Raw genomic sequence first — 23,315 nt, forward strand, 5'->3', positions numbered from 1 at the left:
GAACTGACCGCAAGCCCCCCTACCTTCGTCAGTACCGGAACACGGAACACGGAACACGCCCACGAGAGGTGGCCCCCGATGGTCATGCACGTGAACCCCGAAGCCCGCGGCGACGAGCGCGGGGCGCTGCTCGCCTTCATCGCGGAGCAGCGCGGCGGCCTGCGCCGGGCCCTGATCGGGCTGACCGACGAGCAGGCGTCGTCCACGCCCAGCGCGAGCACGCTGTCCCTGGTGGGCCTCGCCAAGCACGTGGCCCAGGTCGAGGAGGGCTGGATCGCGCTGGCCGGCGGCCCGAAGCCCGAGGCCGAGCGGACCGTCGACGCGTACGCGGACGGCTTCCGCCTCCTGGAGGGCGAGTCGGTGAAGTCGGTCCTGGACCACTACGCGGACGTGGCCCGCCGCACCGAGGAGTTCTTCCGGGCGGCCCCCAGCCTCGACGACACGTTCCCGCTGCCGGACGAGCCGTGGTTCCCCGACGGCCAGGAGGTCTCGCTGCGCTGGCTCGGTCTGCACCTGATCCGTGAGACGGCCCGGCACGCGGGCCACGCGGACATCGTCCGCGAGTCCCTGGACGGCAGGACCGCGTTCGAGCTGGTGGCGCTGGACCAGCAGTGACCTCCCGCGCCGTGTCCGGCCTAGGCTTGCGCGCATGTCAGCGATCCGCCTCCTGGTACTCAACGCCGTGCGCCAGCACGGCCGCGCGCACGGCTACCAGGTCCGCAGCGACCTGGAGTACTGGGGCGCCCACGAGTGGTCGAACGCCAAGCCCGGGTCGATCTACCACGCGCTGAAGCAGATGGCGAAGCAGGGACTGCTGCTCGCGCACGAGACCGCGCCGTCCACGGCGGGCGGTCCGCCGCGCACCGAGTACGAGATCACGGAGGCGGGCCGCGCGGAGTACCTGAGGCTGCTGCGCGAGGCCCTGGTCTCGTACGACCAGAAGCCGGACCTCCTCGTGGCGGCGCTCGGCGGCATCGTCGACCTGCCGCGCGAGGAGGCCCTGTCCCTGCTGAAGGAGCGGCTGCGCTCCATCGGCGCCTGGCGGGACACCGTCACCGAGTACTACACGCCGCAGGAGGGCCCCGGTCAGCTGGGCCACATCGGCGAGATCATGCACTACTGGGTCCACTCCGCCGACTTCGGCACGGAGTGGACCCAGGGGCTCATCGAGCGGGTCGAGGGCGGCGCGTACGTCTTCGCGGGCGAGGCGGGCGAGCCGTTCCGCGGAGTGCTCGGCGAGGGCGAGCCGAACCCGTACGCGACGCGGGAGCGGCATCCCGGGGACGACCGCTGACGGGTCGCCGGCTCAGTGGTGGAAGCCCGTCGCCGCGTCCCGGTCCCGGGTGAACGGGTGGGGCTGGCGCCGCAGTTCGGGCAGCAGCCGGTTCAGGTCCTCCACCAGGAGATCCGCCAGATCGGAGGAGAACCCGTTGCGGCACACCACGCGGATGACCGCCAGATCCTCCCGGTGCGCGGGGAACGTGTACGCGGGCACCAGCCAGCCCCGCTCGCGCAGCCGCCGGGACACGTCGAAGACGTCGAACGCCTTCACGTCGTCGGCCGTCGTGAACGCGAACACCGGCAACTGGTCGCCGCGGGTGATCAGTTGGAAGTCGCCGAGCGTCTCGATCCGCTCGGCGAGGCCGCGCGCCACGTCCCGGGTCGCCTGCTGCACGGCCCGGTAGCCGTCCCGGCCGAGCCGCAGGAACGTGTAGTACTGGGCGACCACCTGGGCCCCCGGGCGGGAGAAGTTCAGGGCGAAGGTGGGCATGTCGCCGCCCAGGTAGTTGACGCGGAAGACGAGTTCCTCGGGCAGCGCGTCCGCCGTGCGCCACAGGGCCCAGCCGACACCCGGGTAGACCAGGCCGTACTTGTGCCCCGACGTGTTGATCGACGCGACGCGCGGCAGCCGGAAGTCCCAGGCCAGGTCCGGGTCGAGGAAGGGGGCGACCATCGCGCCCGACGCCCCGTCGACGTGCACGGGGATGTCGAGCCCGGTCCGCTCCTGGAGTGCGTCGAGCGCGGCGCACAGGTCGGCGATCGGCTCGTACGACCCGTCGAAGGTCGAGCCGAGGATGCCGACGACCCCGATGGTGTTCTCGTCGCAGAGCTCGGCCGCGGCCTCCGGGTCGAGATGGAACCGGTCGCCCTCCATGGGGACCTGGCGCGCCTCGACCTCCCAGAAATTGCAGAACTTCTCCCAGCAGACCTGCACGTTGACGCCCATGACGAGATTGGGCCGGGCCTCGCGCGACGGGTACCGGTCGGCGTTCTTCTGCGCCCAGCGCCGCTTGAGCGCCATCCCGGCGAGCATGCACGCCTCGCTGGAGCCGGTGGTGGAACAGCCCACCGCGGCCGACGGATCGGGCGCGTTCCACAGGTCGGCGAGCATCGCGACGCAGCGCCGCTCCAGCTCCGCCGTCCGCGGGTACTCGTCCTTGTCGATCATGTTCTTGTCCCGGCACTCGGCCATGAGGACACCGGCCTGCGGCTCCATCCACGTCGTGACGAAGGTGGCGAGGTTGAGCCGTGAGTTGCCGTCCAGCATCAGCTCGTCGTGGACGATCTGGTATGCGGTCGAGGGCGTGAGCGGGTTCTCCGGCAGCCGGTGCTTGGGCGGCGCCTGGGTCATGCCCGCGGTCGGATTCGCCTCCCCGTAGAAGGGGTTGAGCGCGACATGGGTCTCGCCCGGCTTGTCGGCGGGGCTCTGGTGCAGTGGCGACATGTCCGTGACTCCTGGGTCGGTGTACGGGGTCTGCTCAGCGGATGGCGGTGCCGTCCTCCGACAGTTGCATCTGCGGGCGCCCGGTCACCAGGAGCCAGGCGGGCAGCGACGCGATGCACATGAGGGCGATGATGGCGGGCGAGGCGACGAGCACGGCCGCGGTGAACAGGGCGACCCAGCCCTGCCGGGTGACCGCGAGCAGTACCCCGAGAACTCCCGCCGAGATGCCGACCGCCGGGTCGACGCCCGGAACCAGTGCGTGCGCGCACAACCCGAACGCGGCGCCGACGAAAACGGCGGGGAAGATCCGGCCGCCGCGGAACCCGCAGGTCGCGGCGATGACCAGCGCCGCCAGCTTCACGACCGTCATCGTGGCGAACTCCCCGGCCGACCAGCCGTCCGGGTCCGCGGCCAGCTCGCCCACCTCGTGCAGCCCCTTGAAGAGGGTCAGATGTCCGCCGAGCGCGCCGAGCAGACCGAGGACCAGACCGCCGAGCGGCAGCATCAGCATCGGGTGGCGCAGCGTGCGGAAGGCGCTGTGCACGTACGGGAACGCGTACACCGCGAGCATCCCGAGGACGGCGGCCGCGCAGGCGACGACGATCGCCGCGAGCAGGTCGCGCCAGCCGGGGTTGCCGAACGACGGCAGGCCCAGGTCGAAGGTGGGGGAGGAGATGAGCGCGGTCGTCATCGCGCCGGCGCCGGCGGCGAGCAGCGGCCCGAAGAGGTTGTCCCACAGGGAGCCCTTCATCGGCATCGGCTTGCCCGCGAACTGCTCGGAGACCAGCAGCGCCGCCGCGATCGGCGTGCCGAACAGGGCGCCGATGGTCGCCGAGCTGGCGAGGCCGACCCACAGCGCGGCGGGCGTGTGCGGCAGCAGCTTCTTGCCCGCCCAGAACGCGAGGCCCACGTTGATGGCGATGATCGGGTTCTCCGGGCCGAGGCTCGGCCCGCCCGCCAGCATCAGGGCGCTGGCCACGGCGAGCCCCGGCAGCACGTACATCGGCAGCGGCTCCTCGCCGCCCAGGCCCATCGTGGCAGGGTCGGGGCCGGCGTGCCCCGGCGCCTTCCAGACCACGAGCCCGACGAGGACACCGGTGGCCGTGAGCACCACGATCATCCACAGGGACGAGTACCGGCCGATGTCGAGCGCGTCCGGCAGCCGCTCCCACAGCACGTCCTGCAGCCGCTCCGCGACCCAGTCGAGCGCGAGGAACAGCAGACTGCAGACGACGCCCGTGACGAGCGCGGGCAGCACGAGGGGGAGCAGGGCGCGGGCGGGCGAGGACGGGGGCGGCGGTGACGGAGGTGACGGGGACGCGGCGGCAGGGGCTTCGGTGGTCACGGCGTCACTTTAAGCGGACATACCGCACATAACACCCGGAAGATGCCCGGAGGATGCGCGGAAGGTGTCCGGGAGAACCGACTTGCACCTCACGCCACGTGAGGACCCAAGCTGATGCACGTACGGCAGCGAGCACACCTCGGGAAAGGGACGTCATGTACTCCGTGGGCCAGGTGGCCGGGTTCGCCGGTGTGACGGTGCGCACCCTGCACCACTACGACGAGATCGGGCTGCTCGTCCCGGGCGGGCGCAACCACGCGGGACACCGCCGCTACAGCGAGCACGACCTGGACCGGCTCCAGCGGATCCTCTTCTACCGGGAACTCGGCTTCCCGCTGGACGAGGTCCAGACCCTGATCGACGACCCGGCGACGGACCCCCGCTCCCACCTGAGGCGCCAGCACGACCTGCTGCTCGCCCGCATCGAGAAACTCCGGAAGATGGCCGAGGCCGTCGCACACGCCATGGAGGCACAGAAGATGGGCATCCAGCTCACACCCGAGGAGCGCTTCGAGGTCTTCGGGGACAAGGACCCCGAGCGGTACCAGGACGAGGCCGAGCAGCGCTGGGGCAACACCGAGGCGTACGCCGAGTCGCAGCGCCGCGCGGCCACGTACACCAAGGAGGACTGGCAGCGCATCAAGGACGAGACCGACGACTGGGGCCACCGCTATGCCGCCCTCGTCGCGGCCGGCGAGGCCCCCGACGGCGAGCGCGCCATGGACCTGGCCGAGGAGCACCGCCGGCACATCGCGCGGTACTACTTCGAGGTCCCGTACGAGATGCACATCGGCTTCGGTGACATGTACGTGGCCGACGAGCGCTTCAAGGCGTTCTACGACTCCATGGGCGCGGGAGTCGCCGAGCACCTGCGTGACGCGATCCACGCCAATGCGGTGCGCAAGGTCTGATCGGCGCGGACGCACAGGTTTGCCACAGATCCGGCACAGTGCATCCTGAGGGGGCTGCTGGAACCTGGCAGGGCCACCTGGCGTTGATAACTTTGCCTCGCCCTTGCCCTGCAGCTGTTGTTGCCTTCAAGCCCCTCAGGAGTCCGGACCCGTGACGACCCTTGCTCTCGGACCCAGCTGGCTGGACCCGGACTATCTGCTCGACACGTTCGGCATCTGGGGTCTGCTGCTGATCGTGTTCGCGGAGTCCGGCCTGCTCATCGGCTTCTTCCTGCCGGGCGACTCGCTGCTGTTCACCTGCGGTCTGCTGATCACCGCCGGCACCCTGGACTTCCCGCTCTGGGCGGCCATCGGGCTGATCTGCCTCGCGGCGATCCTCGGTGACCAGGCGGGCTACGTCTTCGGCAAGAAGGTCGGTCCCTCGCTGTTCAAGCGGCCGGACTCCAAGATCTTCAAGCAGGAGAACGTGACGAAGGCGCACGAGTTCTTCGAGAAGTACGGCCCCAAGTCCCTGGTCCTGGCCCGCTTCGTGCCGATCGTGCGCACCTTCACGCCGATCATCGCGGGCGTCTCGGGCATGAAGTACCGCTCCTTCATCACGTTCAACGTGATCGGCGGCGTGCTGTGGGGCGCGGGCGTGACCCTGCTCGGCTCCTGGCTCGGCAACATCGAGTTCGTGCACAAGAACATCGAGGCGATTCTGATCCTGATCGTCCTCGTCTCGGTGGTCCCGATCGGCATCGAGTTCCTGCGCGCCCGCAGCAAGTCGAAGAAGGCGGCGGCGAGCGAGGTCCCGGGCCAGGGGCAGGGCCCGCAGGCCCAGCGGGGCCGGCACGCGAAGCGGTAGTCCGCCGGGCAGCCCCGGACGGGTGCCCTAGAAACCCCGGGTCCGCTTGGCGGCGCGCCGCCCCTCGGCGCCCGGGGAGCGGATGAACAGGCGGGAGATCTCCCCACCGAGGTTCACCCCGATCGCGATGGCCATGGCGAGCGCCGCCGCCTTGGACAGCGACACGAGCCCGGCGTCCATGTCGTTCTGGGCGATCGCGAGCAGCCCGAAGTACGTCGCGGAACCCGGCAGCAGCGGCCCGATCGCCGCCGTGACGTACGGCAGCGCGGACGCGAACCGGTACCGCGAGAACAGCTGCCCGAAGAGCCCGACGAGCCCGGCCGCCGCCGCCGTCGAGGCGACCGGCGAGATGTCGCCCGCGTAGTGCATGGCGCCGTAGACCACCCACGCCACACCCCCGTTGAGGGTCACGGCCAGCACCGTGGAACGTTCCTGCTGGAGCAGGACGGCGAACGCGAACGACAGCGCCATCGACGACAGGATCTGCCAGACGGGCCGGTCCAGAACCTTCAGCGCGGCCTCGGGGTTGAGCTGCGCGTCCAGCTGCACGCCCACGTACAGCATGATCAGCACGCCGACGACGATGCCGACGAAGAAGTACATGACTTCCAGGAGCCGGGCCGCGGCCGTGATGTAGAAGCCGGTCAGACCGTCCTGCACGCCCGCCACCAGGGCTCTTCCGGGCAGCAGCGCGAACAGTCCACCGGTGATCACCGCGGAGGCCCGCACGTCCGCGTGCAGCAGCGTGAGCAGGATGCCGATCGCGGCGGGCGGCATCGCGGCCACCGTGAACTGGTAGAACTCCGGGAACCCGCGCCCCGCGCACAGCCACGCGAGCCGGTCGCCCAGCATCGCGCCGAGCGCCGCGGCGACGAACACGATCGGATCACCGCCGACGAGGATCGAGGCGGAACCGGCGAGCAGCCCGTTCGCCGCCGTCAGCGCCCAGCCCGGGTAGGGGTGCCGGTTCCTGCGGATCTCCGCGAGCCGCCGGTACGCCTCCTCCAGGGAGATGTGGGCGGCCTCCTCGTCCTCGTCGCTGATGTCGTCGACGAGCCGGTACACGGCCGCGAGCCGCGTGTAGTCGGTGCCCCGGCGCCGCACGGTGCGCGACGCGGTCACCGGATCGTCCACGAGCGAGGGCTGGTAGCTGATCGACAGCAGCGTGAACGTCACCGTCGGCTCGCACCGGTCGAGCCCGTAGGACCGGCACACGGCGAACATCGCCGCCTCCACGTCCTCGGCGCCCTCACCACCGGCGAGCAGCAGCTCCCCGATACGCAGCGTCAGGTCGAGCACGCGCGGCACGGCGGGCCCGGCCTCGTCCGCCTTCTGCACCTTCTCCGGCGCGGGCCGCTCGGCGACCGGCATCCGCAGCATCGTGCGCATCCGGTCCTGCCAGGGCGCCTCTTTGGTCAGCTTGACCACGGGGATGCCGTACGCGGGCGTGAAGGCGGGCGGCGACTCGCGGGCGCTGTAGGTCCTCGGCGGCGTGAAGGCGGAGCCCTCCGGCTCGGCGGCCTCGGCCGGCGGCGCGCTGAACCCCTCGGGGAGCGAGAACTCCGACGTGGTCGAGGACGACTCCTCGTCGACCGCCGGCGCCGGCGCCACGACCCCGATGGGCTGCGTGAACGCGCTGCGTGCCTCGTCGGACTGCGGTTTGCGGTCCTCTGCGGCCTCGGTCTCCCGCTCCGTCACCTCTCGCCCTTCGTGCGCCTGCCTACGCGTCTACCTCCCCGCACGCCTCAGTATGCGCACGAATACGCGGACGGGCCGCACGACAGATGTCGTACGGCCCGTCCGTCAGGACACGCGGGGTCAGTGACCGCCGTTGTCCTGGGCGCGCTTGTAGGAACGCTCGATCTCGGCCTCGGCCTCGGTGCGGCCCACCCAGTCGGCGCCCTCGACGGACTTGCCCGGCTCCAGGTCCTTGTAGACCTCGAAGAAGTGCTGGATCTCCAGGCGGTCGAACTCGGAGACGTGGTGGATGTCGCGCAGGTGCTCCATGCGCGGGTCCGTCGCCGGGACGCACAGCAGCTTGTCGTCGCCGCCGGCCTCGTCCGTCATCCGGAACATGCCGATGGCGCGGCACTTGATGAGGCAGCCCGGGAACGTCGGCTCGTCCAGGATGACCAGCGCGTCCAGCGGGTCGCCGTCCTCGCCGAGGGTGTTCTCGACGTAGCCGTAGTCCGTCGGGTAGGCGGTCGAGGTGAACAGACGACGGTCGAGACGGATGCGACCGGTCTCGTGATCGACCTCGTACTTGTTCCGCGATCCCTTCGGGATCTCGATCAGGACGTCGAACTCCACCGGTGGCTCCTCAATGATCAACACAAACGTCTGGTGGTTAAGTGTCCCCTACGCAGGTGTGTGATCGCGAAAGGGGCTGGTCCGCGGTGCCGGAGCTGAAGGCTTCGCAGCTCGTGACGGGCGTTGTGACGGGCGTTGCGAAGACCAAGACCAAGCAGTTCACGGTGGGTGCGACGGCGGTGGGTGTGGCCTTCGCTGCCCTCGTGGCGGTCGCGACCGGCCCCTGGGACTCCTCGGGTCAGCGTAAGGCCGAGGCGCACCGGGCCGCTTCCCAGGAGACCGGGGGTGGTGCAGATCACGGCCGTACGTCCGCGGGGGCGCCGTCCGCGGCACCCAGCGCGCCCGCCGTGCTCGCCGCTCCGGGCGCCTCGGTGCCGGGCCCGACCAAGCGCGCCCTGGCCGACGTACTGGACCCCCTTCTGCGCGACTCCGCGCTGGGTGCGCACCGCACGGCGGCCGTCGTCGACGCCGTCACCGGGAGGAAGCTCTACGGGAAGTCCGCGGGCGACGCCCTCACCCCCGCCTCCACGACCAAACTCGCCACCGCCGTCGCGGCCCTCACGGCGGCGGGCCCCGACCACCGGATCGCCACCCGCACCGTCCTGGAGAAGGACACCGGCGGCTCGGGGGAGCTGATCCTGGTCGGCGGCGGCGACCCCACGCTCACCGCCCGCGAGAAGAATCCTTACGACGCCGCCAGCCTGCGCACCCTCGCCGACCGGACCGCCGCGTCCCTGAAGGCCGCGGGGACGACCGAGGTCACGCTCTCCTACGACACCTCGCTGTACTCGGGCCCCGCCCTGCACCCCATCGGCGTGAACGACAACCTCGCCCAGGTCAGCGCCCTGATGGCCGACGAGGCCCGGACCGACGACTCCCACAGCGGCCCCGCCCCGCGCGCCGCCGACCCCGCCGCCTCCGCCGCCGGGAAGTTCGCCGGCCTGCTGCACGACCGCGGCATCAGGACCAAGGGCGACCCCGGGCCCAGCAAGGCGTCCGGGCAGGCCGAGGACGTCGCCGAGGTCGAGTCGCCGCCGCTGTCCGCCCTCGTCGAGCGGATGCTGACCAACAGCGACAACGACATCGCCGAGGCCCTCGCCCGGCAGGCCGCGATCGCCGCCGACGAGAGCCACGACTTCGACGGCGCGGGCGCGGCCGTCAAGAAGGAGCTCAAGAAGCTCGGCCTTCCGCTGTCCGGCGCCCACTTCTCCGACGGCAGCGGCCTCGACCGCACCGACAAGGCCTCCGCCGACCTGCTCACCGCCCTGCTCGCCAAGGCCGCCGACCCGGCCGTGCCGCAGCTGCGCTCCCTGCTCACCGGGCTGCCCGTCGCGGGCTTCACCGGCACCCTCGCGCACCGCTACGAGGACTCGGCCGACGCCTCCGGAACCGGTCTGGTCCGCGCCAAGACCGGCACCCTCACCGGTGTGAACACCCTGGCCGGCACCGTCGTCGACGCCGACGGACGGCTGCTCGTCTTCGCGTTCATGACCGAGGGCGCCCCCGCACCCGACGCGGCCGTGGCGGCCCTGGACCGGCTGGCCTCCTCCGTCGCCAACTGCGGCTGCCGCTGAGAGTCAGGGAGAGGTCAGGGTTCAACCCCCTCCCTGTACCCGAAGGGTCACGTACCGTTGACGCATGACGAGCTTCGGCAGTGCGGCTTCGGCAGGAATGGTCGACTGGAACCTCGCGGTGGCGACGGCGTCCCGACTCGTACGGCCCGGCCCCGAGGTGAGCCGCGACGAGGCGCGCGCGGTCGTCTCCGAGCTGCGCCGGCACGCCAAGGCGTCCGAGGAGCACGTCCGCGCGTACACGCGCATGGCGACGGAGGCGGCCCACGACACCCCGGTCCTCGTGGTGGACCGGCCGGGCTGGGTGAAGGCCAACGTCGCGGGCTTCCGCGAGATCCTCAAGCCGCTGCTCGACAAGATGCAGGAGCGCCGCGGCTCGGGCCCCGGCGGCGCCGTCCTGGGCGCGGTCGGCGGCAAGGTCACCGGCGTGGAGCTCGGCATGCTCCTGTCGTTCCTGTCCTCCCGCGTCCTCGGCCAGTACGAGACCTTCGCCCCCGCCACCAGCGACCTGCCGGCCGCACCCGACGGCGGCGGCCGACTGCTCCTCGTGGCGCCCAACATCGTGCACGTGGAGCGCGAACTCGACGTCGCCCCGCACGACTTCAGGCTCTGGGTCTGCCTGCACGAGGAGACGCATCGCACCCAGTTCACGGCCGTGCCCTGGCTGCGCGACCATCTGGAGGGCGAAATTCAGTCGTTCCTGGGCGAGACCGAGGTCGACCCCTCCACGTTCCTGGAGCGCATCAGGGAAGCGGCGCAGTCGCTGGCCGGCGGCCGCCCCGAGGGCGAGGAGGACGACGGCGGGCACTCCCTCGTCGAACTCGTCCAGTCACCCGCCCAGCGCGAGATCCTCGGCCGCCTCACTGCCGTCATGTCGCTGCTCGAAGGGCATGCGGACTACGTGATGGACGGCGTCGGACCCGCTGTCGTGCCGACCGTCGGAGAGATCCGAGAGAAGTTCCAACAGCGCAGGCAGAAGGGCGCCTCCCGGCTCGACACGGCGCTGCGCAAGCTCCTCGGCCTCGACGCCAAGCTGCGTCAGTACCGCGACGGCGAGCGGTTCGTGCGGGCCGTCGTCGACCAGGTCGGCATGGACGGCTTCAACCGGGTCTGGACGTCCCCGAACACGCTCCCCACGAAGACGGAGATCGCCAAACCGGCGGACTGGATCGCACGGGTGCACAACAAGGCAGACGGCGCCCACGACGCGTCGTAAGGCACGCCCAAAATTGCTCAGGATCACCCATCCGAGGGACCGTGGGCCGTGGGTAGGCGTGCAATGCTCAGGGAATGGCTCGGCTCTGTCACCATCGACACACTCTGCGTGACCGAAATCACCGAGTCACCGTTGAGCGACTGAGTCGTACCGGATTCTCTCCGGAGCCTCCCGTACAGCTCATCAAGATTGGCGCCCACCCCCCAGACAACGGAATGAAGGGAACCGGACATGGGTCCCCATCCTGCGGTCGCGGCGATACGCCTGGCGGTCCGCCGCGTCCTCCATGACATCCTCAACGAACACCCCCCACTCTCCCCGGGAGAGCAGCCCCTGGTGCTCGTCGCCTGCTCGGGCGGCGCGGACTCCATGGCGCTCGCCTCCGCCCTGGCCTTCGAAGCCCCCAAACTCGGCATGCGCGCCGGCGGCATCACCGTCGACCACGGCCTGCAAAACGGCTCCGACACCCGCGCCGAGGACGTCGTCCTGCGGCTGACCGCCCTCGGCCTGTCCCCCGCCGAGTCCGTCGCCGTGCACGTCGGCCGGGACGGCGGCCCCGAAGCGGCCGCCCGCGACGCGCGCTACGCCGCCCTCGACTCCTGCGCGGACCGCCTCGGCGCCGCCGCGATCCTGCTCGGCCACACCCGCGACGACCAGGCCGAGACCGTACTGCTCGGGCTCGCCCGCGGCTCCGGCATCCGCTCCCTGTCCGGCATGGCGCCCGTCTCCGGGGGACCGGGGGCCGTCCGCCGCTACCGCCGCCCCTTCCTCCAGCTCGACCGGCAGACCGCCCGCAAGGCCTGCCTCGTCCAGCATCTGCCCGTGTGGGACGACCCGCACAACACCGACCCGGCCTACACCCGGTCCAGGCTGCGGCACGAAGGACTGCCCGCCCTGGAGAAGGCGCTCGGCAAGGGCGTCGTCGAGGCTCTCGCCCGTACGGCCCAGTTGTCCCGCGACGATGCCGACGCGCTGGACGCCTGGGCCGCGCAGGCCGCCGAATCCGTGCGTGACGCCGCCGGGCTCCTCGAATGCGCCAAGCTCTACGCGCTGCCGCCCGCCGTACGCCGCCGCATCCTGCGCAGGGCCGCCATCGAGGCCGGCGCCCCGGCCGGCGCCCTGTTCGCCCGGCACATCGAAGAGGTCGACCGCCTGATCACCGGATGGCGGGGCCAGGGGGAGATCAATCTCCCGGGCAAAGTCGTCGCCCAGCGGCAGGGTGGCAGACTGGTCATCCGGCAAGGCTGACTCCGCGGCTCACGTCGCGGCGGCCGGTGGGACGACCGAAAGTGATGCGGGTGGACGCGAAAGACATGGGCACCGACCTCAAGTCGGTGCTCATCACCAAAGAAGAGATCGACGCGAAGCTGGCCGAGCTGGCCGCCAAGGTCGATGCGGAGTACGCGGGCAAGGACCTGCTCATCGTCGGAGTCCTCAAGGGCGCCGTGATGGTCATGGCGGACCTGGCTCGCGCCCTGTCCACCCCCGTCACCATGGACTGGATGGCGGTGTCCTCGTACGGCTCCGGCACCCAGTCCTCCGGTGTCGTGCGGATCCTCAAGGACCTCGACACCGACATCAAGGACAAGCACGTCCTGATCGTCGAGGACATCATCGACTCCGGCCTGACCCTGTCGTGGCTGCTCACCAACCTCGGCTCGCGCGAGCCGGCCTCCCTTGAGGTCTGCACGCTGCTGCGCAAGCCCGAGGCGGCCAAGGTCGACATCGACGTGAAGTGGGTCGGCTTCGACATCCCGAACGAGTTCGTGGTCGGGTACGGCCTGGACTACGCCGAGAAGTACCGGAACCTGCCGTTCGTCGGCACGCTCGCGCCGCACGTGTACGGCGGCTGAGGGTTCTTCCTGAGCTCTCGTCAGACGGCGGGAACCCTTATGGGCTTCCCGCCGTTGGAGCATGCGAAGGGCGGATTGTCGGACGTCCGCTGCGGCGTCGGGTGACAATGCTGGGGTACCGTCCGAAGAACAGTTCTTCAAACAGCTTCAAACAGCCTTATCAAACTCACTATGGCAGGAGGGACGGGGCGGCTCCGCTCCGTATGGATGGACGTGAAGCGATACTTCCGTGGGCCGGTCATGTGGATCGTGCTGGCCGTCCTTGCCGTGGTCGTGTTGATGCAGGTCGTCGGCTCGTCCGGCGGCTACAAGACGGTGGACACCGGCCAGGTCATTCAGGCCATCAACCAGAACCAGGTGCAGTCGGCCAAGATCACGACCGGTGACGAGAACACCATCAAGGTCGAGCTGAAGAGCGGCGAGAAGGTCGACGGCTCCAGCAAGATCCAGGCGAGCTACATCGGCGACCAGGGCGTCGACGTCGCCCAGACGCTGCAGGCCAAGTACCAGGACAAGCAGATCCCTGACGGGTACACCGTCTCCCCGACGAAGCAGAACGCGTTCGTCAGCATCCTGCTGTCGCTGCTGCCCTTCGTCCTCATCGTCGTGGTCTTCCTGTTCCTGATGAACCAGATGCAGGGCGGCGGCTCCCGAGTCATGAACTTCGGGAAGTCCAAGGCCAAGCTCATCACCAAGGACACCCCGAAGACGACGTTCGCCGACGTGGCGGGCTCGGACGAGGCGGTCGAGGAACTCCACGAGATCAAGGAGTTCTTGCAGGAGCCGGCCAAGTTCCAGGCCGTCGGCGCCAAGATCCCCAAGGGTGTGCTGCTCTACGGCCCGCCCGGAACCGGTAAGACGCTGCTCGCGCGAGCCGTCGCCGGTGAGGCCGGGGTGCCGTTCTACTCGATCTCCGGTTCCGACTTCGTCGAGATGTTCGTCGGTGTCGGTGCCTCCCGTGTCCGCGACCTCTTCGAGCAGGCCAAGGCGAACGCCCCGGCGATCGTCTTCGTCGACGAGATCGACGCGGTCGGCCGGCACCGTGGCGCGGGCCTCGGCGGCGGTCACGACGAGCGCGAGCAGACGCTCAACCAGCTGCTCGTCGAGATGGACGGCTTCGACGTGAAGGGCGGCGTCATCCTGATCGCCGCCACCAACCGGCCCGACATCCTCGACCCGGCGCTGCTCCGTCCCGGCCGCTTCGACCGCCAGATCGCGGTCGACCGCCCGGACATGCAGGGCCGCCTGGAGATCCTCAAGGTCCACCAGAAGGGCAAGCCCGTCGCCCCGGACGTCGACCTCTCGGCCGTCGCCCGCCGCACGCCGGGCTTCACCGGTGCCGACCTGTCGAACGTGCTGAACGAAGCGGCGCTCCTCACGGCGCGCAGCGACATGAAGCTGATCGACAACAAGATGCTCGACGAGGCGATCGACCGTGTGGTCGCGGGCCCGCAGAAGCGGACCCGGATCATGTCGGACAAGGAGAAGAAGATCACCGCGTACCACGAGGGCGGTCACGCCCTGGTCGCGGCGGCTTCGCCCAACTCCGACCCCGTCCACAAGATCACGATCCTGTCCCGCGGCCGCGCGCTCGGGTACACGATGGTGCTCCCGGACGAGGACAAGTACTCGACCACGCGCAACGAGATGCTCGACCAGCTCGCCTACATGCTGGGCGGCCGCGCTGCCGAGGAGCTCGTCTTCCACGACCCGACCACGGGCGCGGCGAACGACATCGAGAAGGCCACCGGTACGGCCCGCGCGATGGTCACGCAGTACGGCATGACCGAGCGGCTCGGCGCGATCAAGTTCGGCGGCGACAACACCGAACCGTTCCTCGGCCGCGAGATGGGCCATCAGCGCGACTACTCGGAAGAGGTCGCGGCGCTCGTCGACGAAGAGGTCAAGAAGCTCATCGAGACGGCGCACAACGAGGCCTGGGAGATCCTCGTCGAGAACCGCGACGTTCTCGACAACCTGGTCCTCGCGCTGCTGGAGAAGGAGACGCTGAACAAGGAGGAGATCGCCGAGATCTTCGCCCCGATCGTGAAGCGTCCGGCCCGTCCCGCGTGGACCGGCTCCTCCCGCCGCACGCCCTCGACCCGTCCGCCGGTGCTCTCTCCCAAGGAGCTCTCGCTGACGAACGGGGCCAACGGTTCGGCGACCGCCATCGAGGCCACCACCCCGGTGGACACGGTGAAGGACGACCGCCCCGAGAGCTGACCCCGCTGACGGAACCCTTCACAGGGCCCGGAATGCAGCCCGCGTCCCCCACGCTTTACGGTGTGGGGGACGCGGCTTTTTGCGCTGCCGCGCCGGTACATACGAGGAAGAGGCACCTGATGACCGACCCGGTGACGCTGGACGGCGAAGGCTCGATCGGCGAGTTCGACGAGAAGCGGGCCGAGAACGCCGTGCGCGAACTGCTCATCGCGGTCGGCGAGGACCCGGACCGCGAGGGCCTGCGAGAGACCCCGGCGCGCGTCGCCCGCGCGTACAGGGAGATATTCGCGGGGCTGTGGCAGAAGCCCGAGGACGTGCTGACGACGACGTTCGACCTGGGGCACGACGAGATGGTCCTGGTGAAGGACATCGAGGTGCAGAGCTCGTGCGAGCACCATTTGGTGCCCTTTGTTGGAGTTGCCCACGTCGGCTACATCCCGTCCTCCGACGGTAAGATCACGGGCCTGTCGAAGCTGGCCCGTCTCGTCGACGTCTACGCCCGCCGCCCCCAGGTGCAGGAGCGGCTGACGACGCAGATCGCGGACTCCCTGATGGAGATCCTGGAGCCGCGCGGCGTCATCGTCGTCGTGGAGTGCGAGCACATGTGCATGACGATGCGGGGCGTGCGCAAGCCCGGCGCGAAGACCATCACGTCCGCGGTCCGCGGTCAGCTGCGCGACCCCGCGACGCGCAACGAGGCGATGAGCCTGATCATCGGGCGCTGACCCGTCCTCGACAGTCGCAGGGCACGGCCCGAGCCGCGTGGCATCACGCGGCCGGGGCCGTGCCCTGCGTGTCGTTGTCCGTGTTCTCCGGGTCGTCCGGGAGCTTGCAGACGCGCTCCAGGAACAGGGCCGCCGTGATGACGGCGATGCCCGCGAGGACCGAGAAACCGGCGTAGATGGCCTGGTCGCGGCGGGCCGGGATGTCGAGCTGTTCGAGCAGGAAGACGCCCGTGCCGCCGTACATGCCCGCGACCAGGGCGGCGACCAGCGCGCTCGCCTGGCCGAAGACGAGGGCGCGGGCCGCCATCATCGGGTCGACGCCCTTGGCGCCGGGGCGGCGCTCGCGCTGGGCGCGCAGCCGGGCGCGGATGGAGAGCGCCGTGGCGAGCAGCACGACGGCGATCACCGCGAGCACGATGGGCGCGGCCAGCGGCACGCTGGGCAGGGTGCCCACCGAGTTCCACAGGCGGGCGCCGGCCCAGGACAGCACTCCCGCGGCCAGGAAGAGGCCGGCCAGAGTCCTGATGCGCAGTTGCTTCATCGCGGTTGCTTCATCCCCGTCGCTCGCCCGTCCTGTGCCGCGCGCTGACTGGCGCACGGCTCTGCCCCTGAGAACCCTAACGATTACTCGGGCAGCCGGAGTTCCAGGTCGGCGCGCGGGGCCACGCCCTCGAGGGTCACGCCGGCGAGCAGCTCGGTGACCGGCCCGCGGCCGGGCAGCTGCGCCTCGGGGTCCACGTCGTGCCAGGGCGCGAGCACGAAGGCGCGCTCGTGGGCCCGGGGGTGGGGGAGGGTCAGGACCGGGTCGTCGGAGACCACGTCCGCGTACGCGACGATGTCGACGTCGATGGTGCGCGGGCCCCAGCGCTCCTCGCGGACGCGGTGGAAGGCCTCCTCGACGGCGTGCGCGCGCTCCAGGAGGGAGGAGGGCGGCAGGGTCGTCTTGAGGACCACCACGGCGTTGAAGTACGAGGGCTGGCTGCCGGGCTCGACGCCCCAGGGCTCCGTCTCGTAGACGGGCGAGACAGCCTTGATGCGGACGCCGGGGGTGTCCTCCAGGGCGTCGATGGCGCCCTGGAGCGTCTCCAGGCGGTTGCCCAGGTTCGAGCCGAGGGAGACCACGGCGACCTTGGGGTTGGAGAGGGTGGTGTCGGCGGCGTCGACCTGCTCCATCACAGCGGTCGGCACCGGCTGAACGGTCGGGTCGAACGGAGTTTTGTTCATACTCGGCTCCGGGTGATGGTGACGGTCACGTCGTCGAAAGGCACGGTGATCGGGGCGTCCGGCTTGTGGACGCAGACCTCGACCTCCTGCACCCCCTCGTGCTTCAGGCAGGCGTCGGCGATGCGCTGGGCGAGCGTCTCGATGAGGTCGACGGGCTCGCCCTCGACGACGGCCACGACCTCCTCCGCCACGATCCCGTAGTGCACGGTCTTCGCCAGGTCGTCGTCGGCAGCCGCCGGTCGGGTGTCGATGCCCAGCACCAGGTCCACGATGAAGGTCTGGCCCTCCTCGCGCTCCTTCTGGAAGACGCCATGGTGCCCGCGGGCCTTAAGGCCGCGCAGCGCGACACGATCCACGCGAATCACTCCTGCAGTCGTCGGTAGGGCCGGTCCCGTCGATGTGCGGTCGACTCACCGGCCTCGATCGAATCTACCTGCGAGCACTGACATCGCTCGCCCGCGGGGGCTATGGACAGAAGGGCTCGAGGCTGGTAGCCGCCCATACCCAGAAGATCGCGAAACCAACCCCTGGGCCGGGATTCCGGCTCTTTCGGGGGCGCCTACCCACTCAGGCGGGTGATCCGTCGTCGTCCGCGCTGCCTTCGAGGCCGGATTCGTCGTCCGACTCCGCGAGGACCGGCGAGGCGTGGTGCGACCAGAGCTTCCAGCCGTCGCGGGTGCGCCGGAACACGTTCGTGGCGACGACGCGCTGGCCGACCAGCGGGCCGAGCTCGTCGCCGGCGTCGGGGGCGGGGCCGCCGCTGAGGATGTTCTCCGTGCACGTCACCAGGGCGGTGTCGCCGACCACGCTGATGTGCAGGTCGGTCAGGAAGAACTGGATGTACTCGGTGTTCGCCATGATCAGCGCGTAACTGCGCAGCACCTCGCCGCGCCCGGTGAGCACCGGCCAGCCGGGGTGGACGCAGCTGATCGAGGTGTCCTCGGCGTCGTCCGGGTCGGCGTCCTCGGCGTAGCTGACGTCCTCGGGGGCCAGCCACAGCGAGGTGAGCTCCTCGAAGTCGCCGCGTTCCTGGGCTTCGTAGAAGGAGCGGTTGACCGCGTCGACGGCCTGGGCGTCGGTGCCGGTCACTGGGCTCCTTCGACGGCGCGGGCGACGCGGACGGCGTCGGCGGTGGCCCGCACCTCGTGGACGCGGACCGCCCAGGCGCCGGCCTGTGCGGCGAGCGCGGAGACGGCGGCGGTGGCGGCGTCGCGCTCGCGGGCGGGCGGCGGCGCGCCCTGGTCGCCGGCGAGTACGTGGCCGAGGAACCGCTTGCGGGAGGCCGCGACCAGGACCGGGTGGCCCAGCGCGCGCAGCTCGTCGAGGTGGGCGAGGAGGGCGAGGTCGTGGTCGGCGTCCTTGGAGAAACCGAGGCCGGGGTCGACGACGATGCGGTCGGGGGCGATGCCGCCCTCGACGACGGCCTGCACGCGCGCGTGCAGTTCCTCGACGACCTCGGTGACGACGTTCTCGTAGGTGCCCCGGACGGCGGAGCCTTCGAGGAGGCCGCGCCAGTGCATGACGACGAAGGGGGCGCCCGCGGCGGCGACGACCGGGACCATCGCGGGGTCGGCGAGGCCGCCGCTGACGTCGTTGACCAGGGCGGCGCCCGCGGCCAGCGACTGCTCGGCGACACAGGCGCGCATGGTGTCGACGGAGACGGTGACGCCCTCGGCGGCCAGGCCGCGGACGACGGGGATGACGCGCTTGAGCTCCTCGTCCTCGTCGACCCGGGTGGCGCCGGGGCGGGTGGACTCGCCGCCGACGTCCACCAGGTCGGCGCCCTGGCCGACCAGGTCGAGGCCGTGTTTGATCGCCGCGGTCGTGTCGAACCAGCGGCCGCCGTCCGAGAAGGAGTCTGGGGTCACATTGACGACTCCCATGACCGCGCAGCGGTCCCATACGGGGAGATGGGATACGTGGCCCCGGCGGACCTGCGACGTGCTCATGGCTTCCAGCCTAGAGCCGATCGGGGAGTGCCCCGTGCCCGGCGGCCCCCGGGCCCCTCGTCAGGCGGCGTGCGCCTCCTCCCGCTCCTGGTGGGTGTGGGCGCAGGGGCGCGGCTCGGGCGCCCGGCGCCGCAGCACGCCCGGCATGCGCATGTTCACGAACCCCTCCGCCTGCAGGGCGGCCCAGCCGATCCGCGGGAGGTCCTTCGAGGAGCGGTAGACCACGAAGCGGGGCTCCCAGCGGGGGCGGAACTTGGCGTTGAACCGGTAGAGCGACTCGATCTGGAACCAGCGCGACAGGAAGACGAGCAGGCCGCGCCAGGCGCGCAGGACCGGGCCCGCGCCGATCTTCTCGCCGCGCGCGAGCGCCGAGCGGAACATCGCGAAGTTCAGTGAGACCCGCTCGATGCCGAGCTGCGGGGCGGCCTGGAGGGCGGCCACGATGAGCAGCTCGTTCATCCCCGGGTCGGCCGAGCGGTCGCGGCGCATCAGGTCGAGGGAGACGCCCGTGCCGCCCCAGGGGACGAAGTGGAGGACGGCTTTCAGGTCTCCGTAGGGGCCCGCTTCGGACGCTTCGCTCTTGTGGGCCGTCGCGATCAGGCACTCCCCGTCGGCGGCGTCCCCGATCCGGCCGAGCGCCATGGAGAAGCCGCGCTCGGTGTCGGTGCCGCGCCAGTCGTCGGCGGCGCGGCGGATGCGGTCGAGCTCGGCGGGGGCGAGGTCACGCACCCGCCTCACCCGTGTCTCGTAACCGAGGCGCTCGATCCTCTTGACCATCTGGCGTACGTTGCGCATCGCACGCCCGGTCAGGGAGAAATCCGCGACGTCCACCACCGCCTCGTCGCCCAGTTCCAGCGCGTCCAGGCCCGTCTCGCGGGTCCACACCTCGCCGCCGGTCTCGGAGCAGCCCATGACGGCCGGGGTCCACGAGTGGGCGCGTGCCTCGTCCATGAAGCGCTCGATGGCGCCGGGCCAGGCCTCCACGTCGCCGATGGGGTCGCCGCCGGCGAGCATCACGCCGGAGACGACGCGGTAGCAGACCGCGGCCTTGCCGCTGGGCGAGAACACCACCCCCTTGTCGCGGCGGAGCGCGAAGTGGCCGAGGGAGTCGCGGGCGCCGTGCTGGGCGAGCAGGGCGCGCAGCCGGGTCTCGTCGTCCTCGGTGAGGCGGGCCGCGGGGTGCTCGGGCCGGAAGGCGAAGTAGACGGTGGTGAGCGTCGTGAGCATGCCGAGGGCGCCGAGCGAGAACGCCACGGTGTACGAGGTGCGGCCGGCGTACTCCAGCGGTCCGTCGATCCCGAACAGGCCGTACAGGACGTGCTGGAGGCGGTCGGCGAGGCTCGGGTCGCCCTGGAGGCGGTGCGGGTGGGCGCTGACGATGGTGAGGCCGATGAGGATGGAACCGGCGCCCATCACCACGAAGTTGGCCAGGGCCCGCCAGCGGCTGCGTGGGTCGGGCAGGGCGTCGAACTGCTCGCGGTGCTTGGCCAGCAGCCACAGGAGCACGAGCGGGATGACGACGCCCACGAGCGAGTGCCGGTACGCGAACTGGGCGCAGGCGCCGAACGGCAGCAGCACCACGGCCGCCCGCCAGGCCCGCCGCTTGCGGCGCCGCAGTCCGTGCGCGAGCAGGAGCAGCAGGACGCCGCTGCTGAGGGCGAGGGCGGCGGCGAAGGGGCCGAGCATGCCGGGGAGGACTTCCGCGAGGGTGTGCATCCGGCTGTGCCGGAACCGCGGGAACACGCCGGCGCAGACGTCCAGGAGCCCGACCAGGATGCAGGCTCTGGCGATCAGGGTCGGTACGGCCTCCGGGCGGGGGCCGCGCAGCACGCGCATCATCCGGCCCGGAACCCCCATCGGTGCTTCTGCATCTTCCCTGACGAACATGGCAATCCCGTAGTTAAGGGAGAAACGTGAACGCGGCGCCAAATCCGGCATCCTGCGACTTGCGCTCTCTAGGACGGCGGGAGAGAGGAGCCGGTTCACTCCCGACCGGAAAACCACCGCAAAGGGTGCGACAAAGGTAGGAACGGCCAGGTGACCCCCGTGTCATCCGTCCTGGCCAACTCGTAGGCAGGAAACGACCGATGGGGCTGACGAGCCATAAAGTCCTCGCACTCGCCGTGCTGTTCGCCGCAGGGCTCTTCCTCGGTACGGTGCTTCTCTGGCCGCGTCTGGCCCATCGGTCCTGGCGGTCGGTCTCGGGGCGGGTGGGCCTGCTGCTCGGCACCCAGCTGGCGATCTTCGCGGCGGTGGGCCTCGCCGTGAACCAGGCCTTCGGCTTCTACGCGACCTGGGCCGACCTCTTCGGCCAGGAGCAGGGCCAGGGTGTGGTCACCGACCACATGGCGGGCGGGAACGCCGGGCCGGTGCAGGTCGTGTCCACCCAGGGGGTGGCCGTGACCGGCGGGGAGCGGCCCGTGGTCGGCGGCCAGATCCAGAAGATCGACATCACGGGGCGTACGTCGCACATCCGGACGCCGGCCTACGTCTATCTGCCGCCGGAGTACTTCCAGCCCCCGTACGCCCGCCGCACGTTCCCGGCGTCAGTCGTCCTGACCGGTTATCCCGGTACGGCGGAGGCGCTCATCAAGGGGCTGCACTATCCGCAGACCGGTCACCGGCTGGCGGCCTCCGGGAGGATGCAGCCGATGATCCTGGTGATGCTGCGGCCGACCGTGGCGCCGCCGCGCGACACCGAGTGCGTGAACGTGCCGGGCGGTCCGCAGACGGAGACGTTCTTCGCCAAGGACCTTCCGGACGAGCTGGGAGCCCACTACCGGACGGCGCGGCAGTGGGGTGTCGTCGGTGACTCGACGGGTGGCTACTGCGCCCTGAAGCTGGCCGTGCACCACCCGTCCGTCTACACGGCGGGGGCCGGCCTCTCGCCGTACTACAGCGCGCCCACCGATCCCACGACCGGTGATCTCTTCCACCAGGAAGCGCGGTTGAAGGAACTGGCCGACCTGAAGTGGTACCTGAACCACATGCCGCCGCCCGCCACCTCGCTCCTGGTCACCAGCAGCAAAGTGGGGGAGCACAACTACAAGGCCACGCTGGCCTTCATCAAGATGGTGAAGCCGCCGACGCGCATGTCGTCGATCATCTTGGCCAGCGGCGGGCACAACTTCAACACGTGGCGGCGCGAGATCCCGGCGACGCTGGAGTGGCTGAGCCAGCGGCTGTCCGACCGGTAGGGCGGCACGCGCGCGTCACGCGAGGTGGGGCGTGACGGTCTCCAGGTCGACCTCTGCGCGGGTGATGTCCTGCGCGTCGGCGGCCGTGGAGCGCCGCAACGCCTCGTGGAGGCGGGCCGGGGTGAGCACGCCCAGGAAGCGGCCTTCGCTGCGCTCGTCGATGACCGCGATCCAGCCCGCGTCGTGCTGCAGCATCGTGGCGAACGCCTGCTTGAGGGAGGCGCCGACGGGCAGCCACGCCTCCATGCGGCGGGCCCGGTCGCTCACGGTGGCGCCCTTCGCGAAGCCCTCGCGCGCGTGCTCGGCGGAGATCCAGCCGTGCAGGTTGTTGTCGTGGTCGAGGACGACGGCCCAGCGGGCGTCGAGTTCCCTGGGCAGCGGGTCGTCGAGGTGGACGACGGGCGGCTGCTCCAGGTCGCCCTCCTCGATGGGGGTGACGGACAGCCGCTTCAGACCCCGGTCGGCGCCGACGAAGTCCGCCACGTAGGGGGTGGCGGGGGCGCCGAGGACGGCGGAGGGGGTGTCGTACTGCTCGATGCGGCCCTGTCCGTAGACGGCGATGCGGTCGCCGAGGCGGACGGCCTCCTCGATGTCGTGCGTGACGAACAGGACGGTCTTGTTGAGGGTCTGCTGCAGGCGCAGGAACTCGGTCTGGAGATGGTCGCGGACCACCGGGTCGACGGCGCCGAACGGCTCGTCCATCAGCAGCACCGGCGGGTCGGCCGCCAACGCCCGGGCCACGCCGACCCGTTGCCGCTGCCCGCCGGAGAGCTGCTCGGGGTAGCGGTCGCCGAAGACCTTCGGGTCCAGGCCCACCAGGTCGAGGAGTTCGGCGGCGCGCTCGCGGGCCTTGGCGCGCTTGGTGCCGAGCAGATGCGGCACGGTCGCCGTGTTGTCGAGGACCGTCTTGTGCGGGAAGAGGCCGACCTGCTGGATCACATAGCCGATGCGGCGCCGCAACTGGACCGGGTCGATGCCGGATATGTCGTCGCCGCCCAGGAGGATCCGGCCCGCGGTGGGTTCGATGAGCCGGTTCACCATCTTCATCGTCGTGGTCTTGCCGCAGCCCGACGGGCCGACGAGCGTGACCAGTTCGCCCTCGTTCACCTCGAAGGAGAGGTCGTCGACGGCAGTGGTGCCGTCCGCGTACTTCTTGCTGACGTGCTCGAACCGGATCATGGGACCCCATTCTGCCGGGGCGGGGCCGTGTGCGGGCCGC

21 protein-coding genes and 1 pseudogene are annotated in these 23,315 nt (G+C 70.7%); 11 read left to right on the top strand and 11 right to left on the bottom strand.

The genetic code is table 11. From position 1 onward, the window contains the following. The first annotated feature begins 78 nt into the window (after positions 1-78). Both J3486_RS21635 and J3486_RS21640 read left to right on the top strand, forming a co-directional pair. The gene (locus J3486_RS21635) at positions 79-615 is read left to right on the top strand and encodes a DinB family protein (protein WP_207822602.1); all 537 of its coding nucleotides are present in this window, start codon (positions 79-81) and stop codon (positions 613-615) included. Between the two features lie 34 nt (positions 616-649). Then, the gene (locus J3486_RS21640; RefSeq protein ID WP_207822603.1) at positions 650-1,294 is read left to right on the top strand and encodes a PadR family transcriptional regulator; all 645 of its coding nucleotides are present in this window, start codon (positions 650-652) and stop codon (positions 1,292-1,294) included. Between the two features lie 12 nt (positions 1,295-1,306). On the opposite strand, the gene J3486_RS21645 is transcribed toward J3486_RS21640, so the two are convergent. Next, on the bottom strand, positions 1,307-2,725 hold the full coding sequence (locus tag J3486_RS21645; RefSeq protein WP_207822605.1) for a glutamate decarboxylase: 1,419 nt from the start codon (positions 2,723-2,725) through the stop codon (positions 1,307-1,309). Between the two features lie 34 nt (positions 2,726-2,759). Then, positions 2,760-4,070, bottom strand: coding sequence for an ion channel protein (locus J3486_RS21650; RefSeq protein ID WP_207822607.1), 1,311 nt, complete (start codon positions 4,068-4,070; stop codon positions 2,760-2,762). Positions 4,071-4,225: 155 nt separating this feature from the next. Here J3486_RS21650 and J3486_RS21655 point away from each other — a divergent pair, with 155 nt between their 5' ends. Both J3486_RS21655 and J3486_RS21660 read left to right on the top strand, forming a co-directional pair. Beyond that, the gene (locus J3486_RS21655) at positions 4,226-4,981 is read left to right on the top strand and encodes a MerR family transcriptional regulator (protein WP_207822609.1); all 756 of its coding nucleotides are present in this window, start codon (positions 4,226-4,228) and stop codon (positions 4,979-4,981) included. Positions 4,982-5,132: 151 nt separating this feature from the next. After that, a pseudogene (locus tag J3486_RS21660) lies at positions 5,133-5,798 on the top strand (DedA family protein); the annotation flags it as partial. A gap of 57 nt (positions 5,799-5,855) precedes the next feature. Here the strand turns inward: J3486_RS21660 and J3486_RS21665 are convergent. Further along, on the bottom strand, positions 5,856-7,526 hold the full coding sequence (locus J3486_RS21665; protein ID WP_207822613.1) for a threonine/serine exporter ThrE family protein: 1,671 nt from the start codon (positions 7,524-7,526) through the stop codon (positions 5,856-5,858). A 120-nt stretch (positions 7,527-7,646) separates the two neighbouring features. After that, positions 7,647-8,138, bottom strand: a complete 492-nt coding sequence (locus J3486_RS21670) for an inorganic diphosphatase (RefSeq protein ID WP_207822615.1) — start codon at positions 8,136-8,138, stop codon at positions 7,647-7,649. Positions 8,139-8,224: 86 nt separating this feature from the next. Between J3486_RS21670 and dacB the strand changes: the two genes are divergently transcribed. From dacB to folE, 6 genes are all read left to right on the top strand, one after another. Then, the gene (dacB, locus tag J3486_RS21675) at positions 8,225-9,712 is read left to right on the top strand and encodes a D-alanyl-D-alanine carboxypeptidase/D-alanyl-D-alanine-endopeptidase (protein ID WP_207822617.1); all 1,488 of its coding nucleotides are present in this window, start codon (positions 8,225-8,227) and stop codon (positions 9,710-9,712) included. Between the two features lie 64 nt (positions 9,713-9,776). Then, positions 9,777-10,925, top strand: coding sequence for a zinc-dependent metalloprotease (locus J3486_RS21680; protein WP_207822619.1), 1,149 nt, complete (start codon positions 9,777-9,779; stop codon positions 10,923-10,925). Positions 10,926-11,156: 231 nt separating this feature from the next. Then, positions 11,157-12,173 (top strand): tRNA lysidine(34) synthetase TilS, encoded by a 1,017-nt coding sequence (gene tilS, locus J3486_RS21685; RefSeq protein ID WP_207822622.1) that lies wholly within the window; start codon positions 11,157-11,159, stop codon positions 12,171-12,173. 44 nt (positions 12,174-12,217) lie between these two features. Beyond that, the gene (gene hpt, locus J3486_RS21690; RefSeq protein WP_207822825.1) at positions 12,218-12,778 is read left to right on the top strand and encodes a hypoxanthine phosphoribosyltransferase; all 561 of its coding nucleotides are present in this window, start codon (positions 12,218-12,220) and stop codon (positions 12,776-12,778) included. A gap of 207 nt (positions 12,779-12,985) precedes the next feature. Continuing rightward, positions 12,986-15,001 carry an ATP-dependent zinc metalloprotease FtsH gene (gene ftsH / locus J3486_RS21695; RefSeq protein ID WP_207822624.1) on the top strand — a complete coding sequence of 672 codons (2,016 nt, stop codon included), beginning with the start codon at positions 12,986-12,988 and terminating at the stop codon, positions 14,999-15,001. Between the two features lie 119 nt (positions 15,002-15,120). Continuing rightward, on the top strand, positions 15,121-15,726 hold the full coding sequence (gene folE / locus J3486_RS21700) for a GTP cyclohydrolase I FolE (RefSeq protein ID WP_207822626.1): 606 nt from the start codon (positions 15,121-15,123) through the stop codon (positions 15,724-15,726). 43 nt (positions 15,727-15,769) lie between these two features. On the opposite strand, the gene J3486_RS21705 is transcribed toward folE, so the two are convergent. The 6 genes from J3486_RS21705 to J3486_RS21730 form a co-directional block, all read right to left on the bottom strand. Continuing rightward, the gene (locus J3486_RS21705) at positions 15,770-16,267 is read right to left on the bottom strand and encodes a DUF3180 domain-containing protein (protein ID WP_207822628.1); all 498 of its coding nucleotides are present in this window, start codon (positions 16,265-16,267) and stop codon (positions 15,770-15,772) included. Positions 16,268-16,350: 83 nt separating this feature from the next. Further along, positions 16,351-16,950 (bottom strand): 2-amino-4-hydroxy-6-hydroxymethyldihydropteridine diphosphokinase, encoded by a 600-nt coding sequence (folK, locus tag J3486_RS21710; protein ID WP_207822630.1) that lies wholly within the window; start codon positions 16,948-16,950, stop codon positions 16,351-16,353. Then, positions 16,947-17,306 carry a dihydroneopterin aldolase gene (folB, locus tag J3486_RS21715; RefSeq protein WP_207822632.1) on the bottom strand — a complete coding sequence of 120 codons (360 nt, stop codon included), beginning with the start codon at positions 17,304-17,306 and terminating at the stop codon, positions 16,947-16,949. The genes folK and folB overlap by 4 nt, the downstream gene beginning before the upstream one ends. Positions 17,307-17,517: 211 nt before the next feature. Continuing rightward, positions 17,518-18,039 (bottom strand): nuclear transport factor 2 family protein, encoded by a 522-nt coding sequence (locus J3486_RS21720; RefSeq protein WP_207822634.1) that lies wholly within the window; start codon positions 18,037-18,039, stop codon positions 17,518-17,520. Then, a complete protein-coding gene (folP, locus tag J3486_RS21725; RefSeq protein ID WP_207822635.1) occupies positions 18,036-18,899 on the bottom strand; it encodes a dihydropteroate synthase in 864 nt (287 codons plus the stop codon). The genes J3486_RS21720 and folP overlap by 4 nt, the downstream gene beginning before the upstream one ends. 60 nt (positions 18,900-18,959) lie before the next feature. Further along, complete coding sequence (locus J3486_RS21730; RefSeq protein WP_207822637.1) at positions 18,960-20,756, bottom strand: phosphatidylglycerol lysyltransferase domain-containing protein; 1,797 nt, start codon at positions 20,754-20,756, stop codon at positions 18,960-18,962. 230 nt (positions 20,757-20,986) lie between these two features. Here J3486_RS21730 and J3486_RS21735 point away from each other — a divergent pair, with 230 nt between their 5' ends. Next, positions 20,987-22,096 (top strand): esterase family protein, encoded by a 1,110-nt coding sequence (locus J3486_RS21735; protein ID WP_207822639.1) that lies wholly within the window; start codon positions 20,987-20,989, stop codon positions 22,094-22,096. A gap of 15 nt (positions 22,097-22,111) precedes the next feature. On the opposite strand, the gene J3486_RS21740 is transcribed toward J3486_RS21735, so the two are convergent. Then, entirely contained in the window at positions 22,112-23,275 is a 1,164-nt protein-coding gene (locus J3486_RS21740) for an ABC transporter ATP-binding protein (RefSeq protein ID WP_207822641.1), read from the bottom strand. Between the last annotated feature and the right edge of the window lie 40 nt (positions 23,276-23,315).

The organism is Streptomyces sp. VRA16 Mangrove soil (assembly GCF_017377775.1).
Taxonomy (GTDB): Bacteria; Actinomycetota; Actinomycetes; order Streptomycetales; family Streptomycetaceae; genus Streptomyces.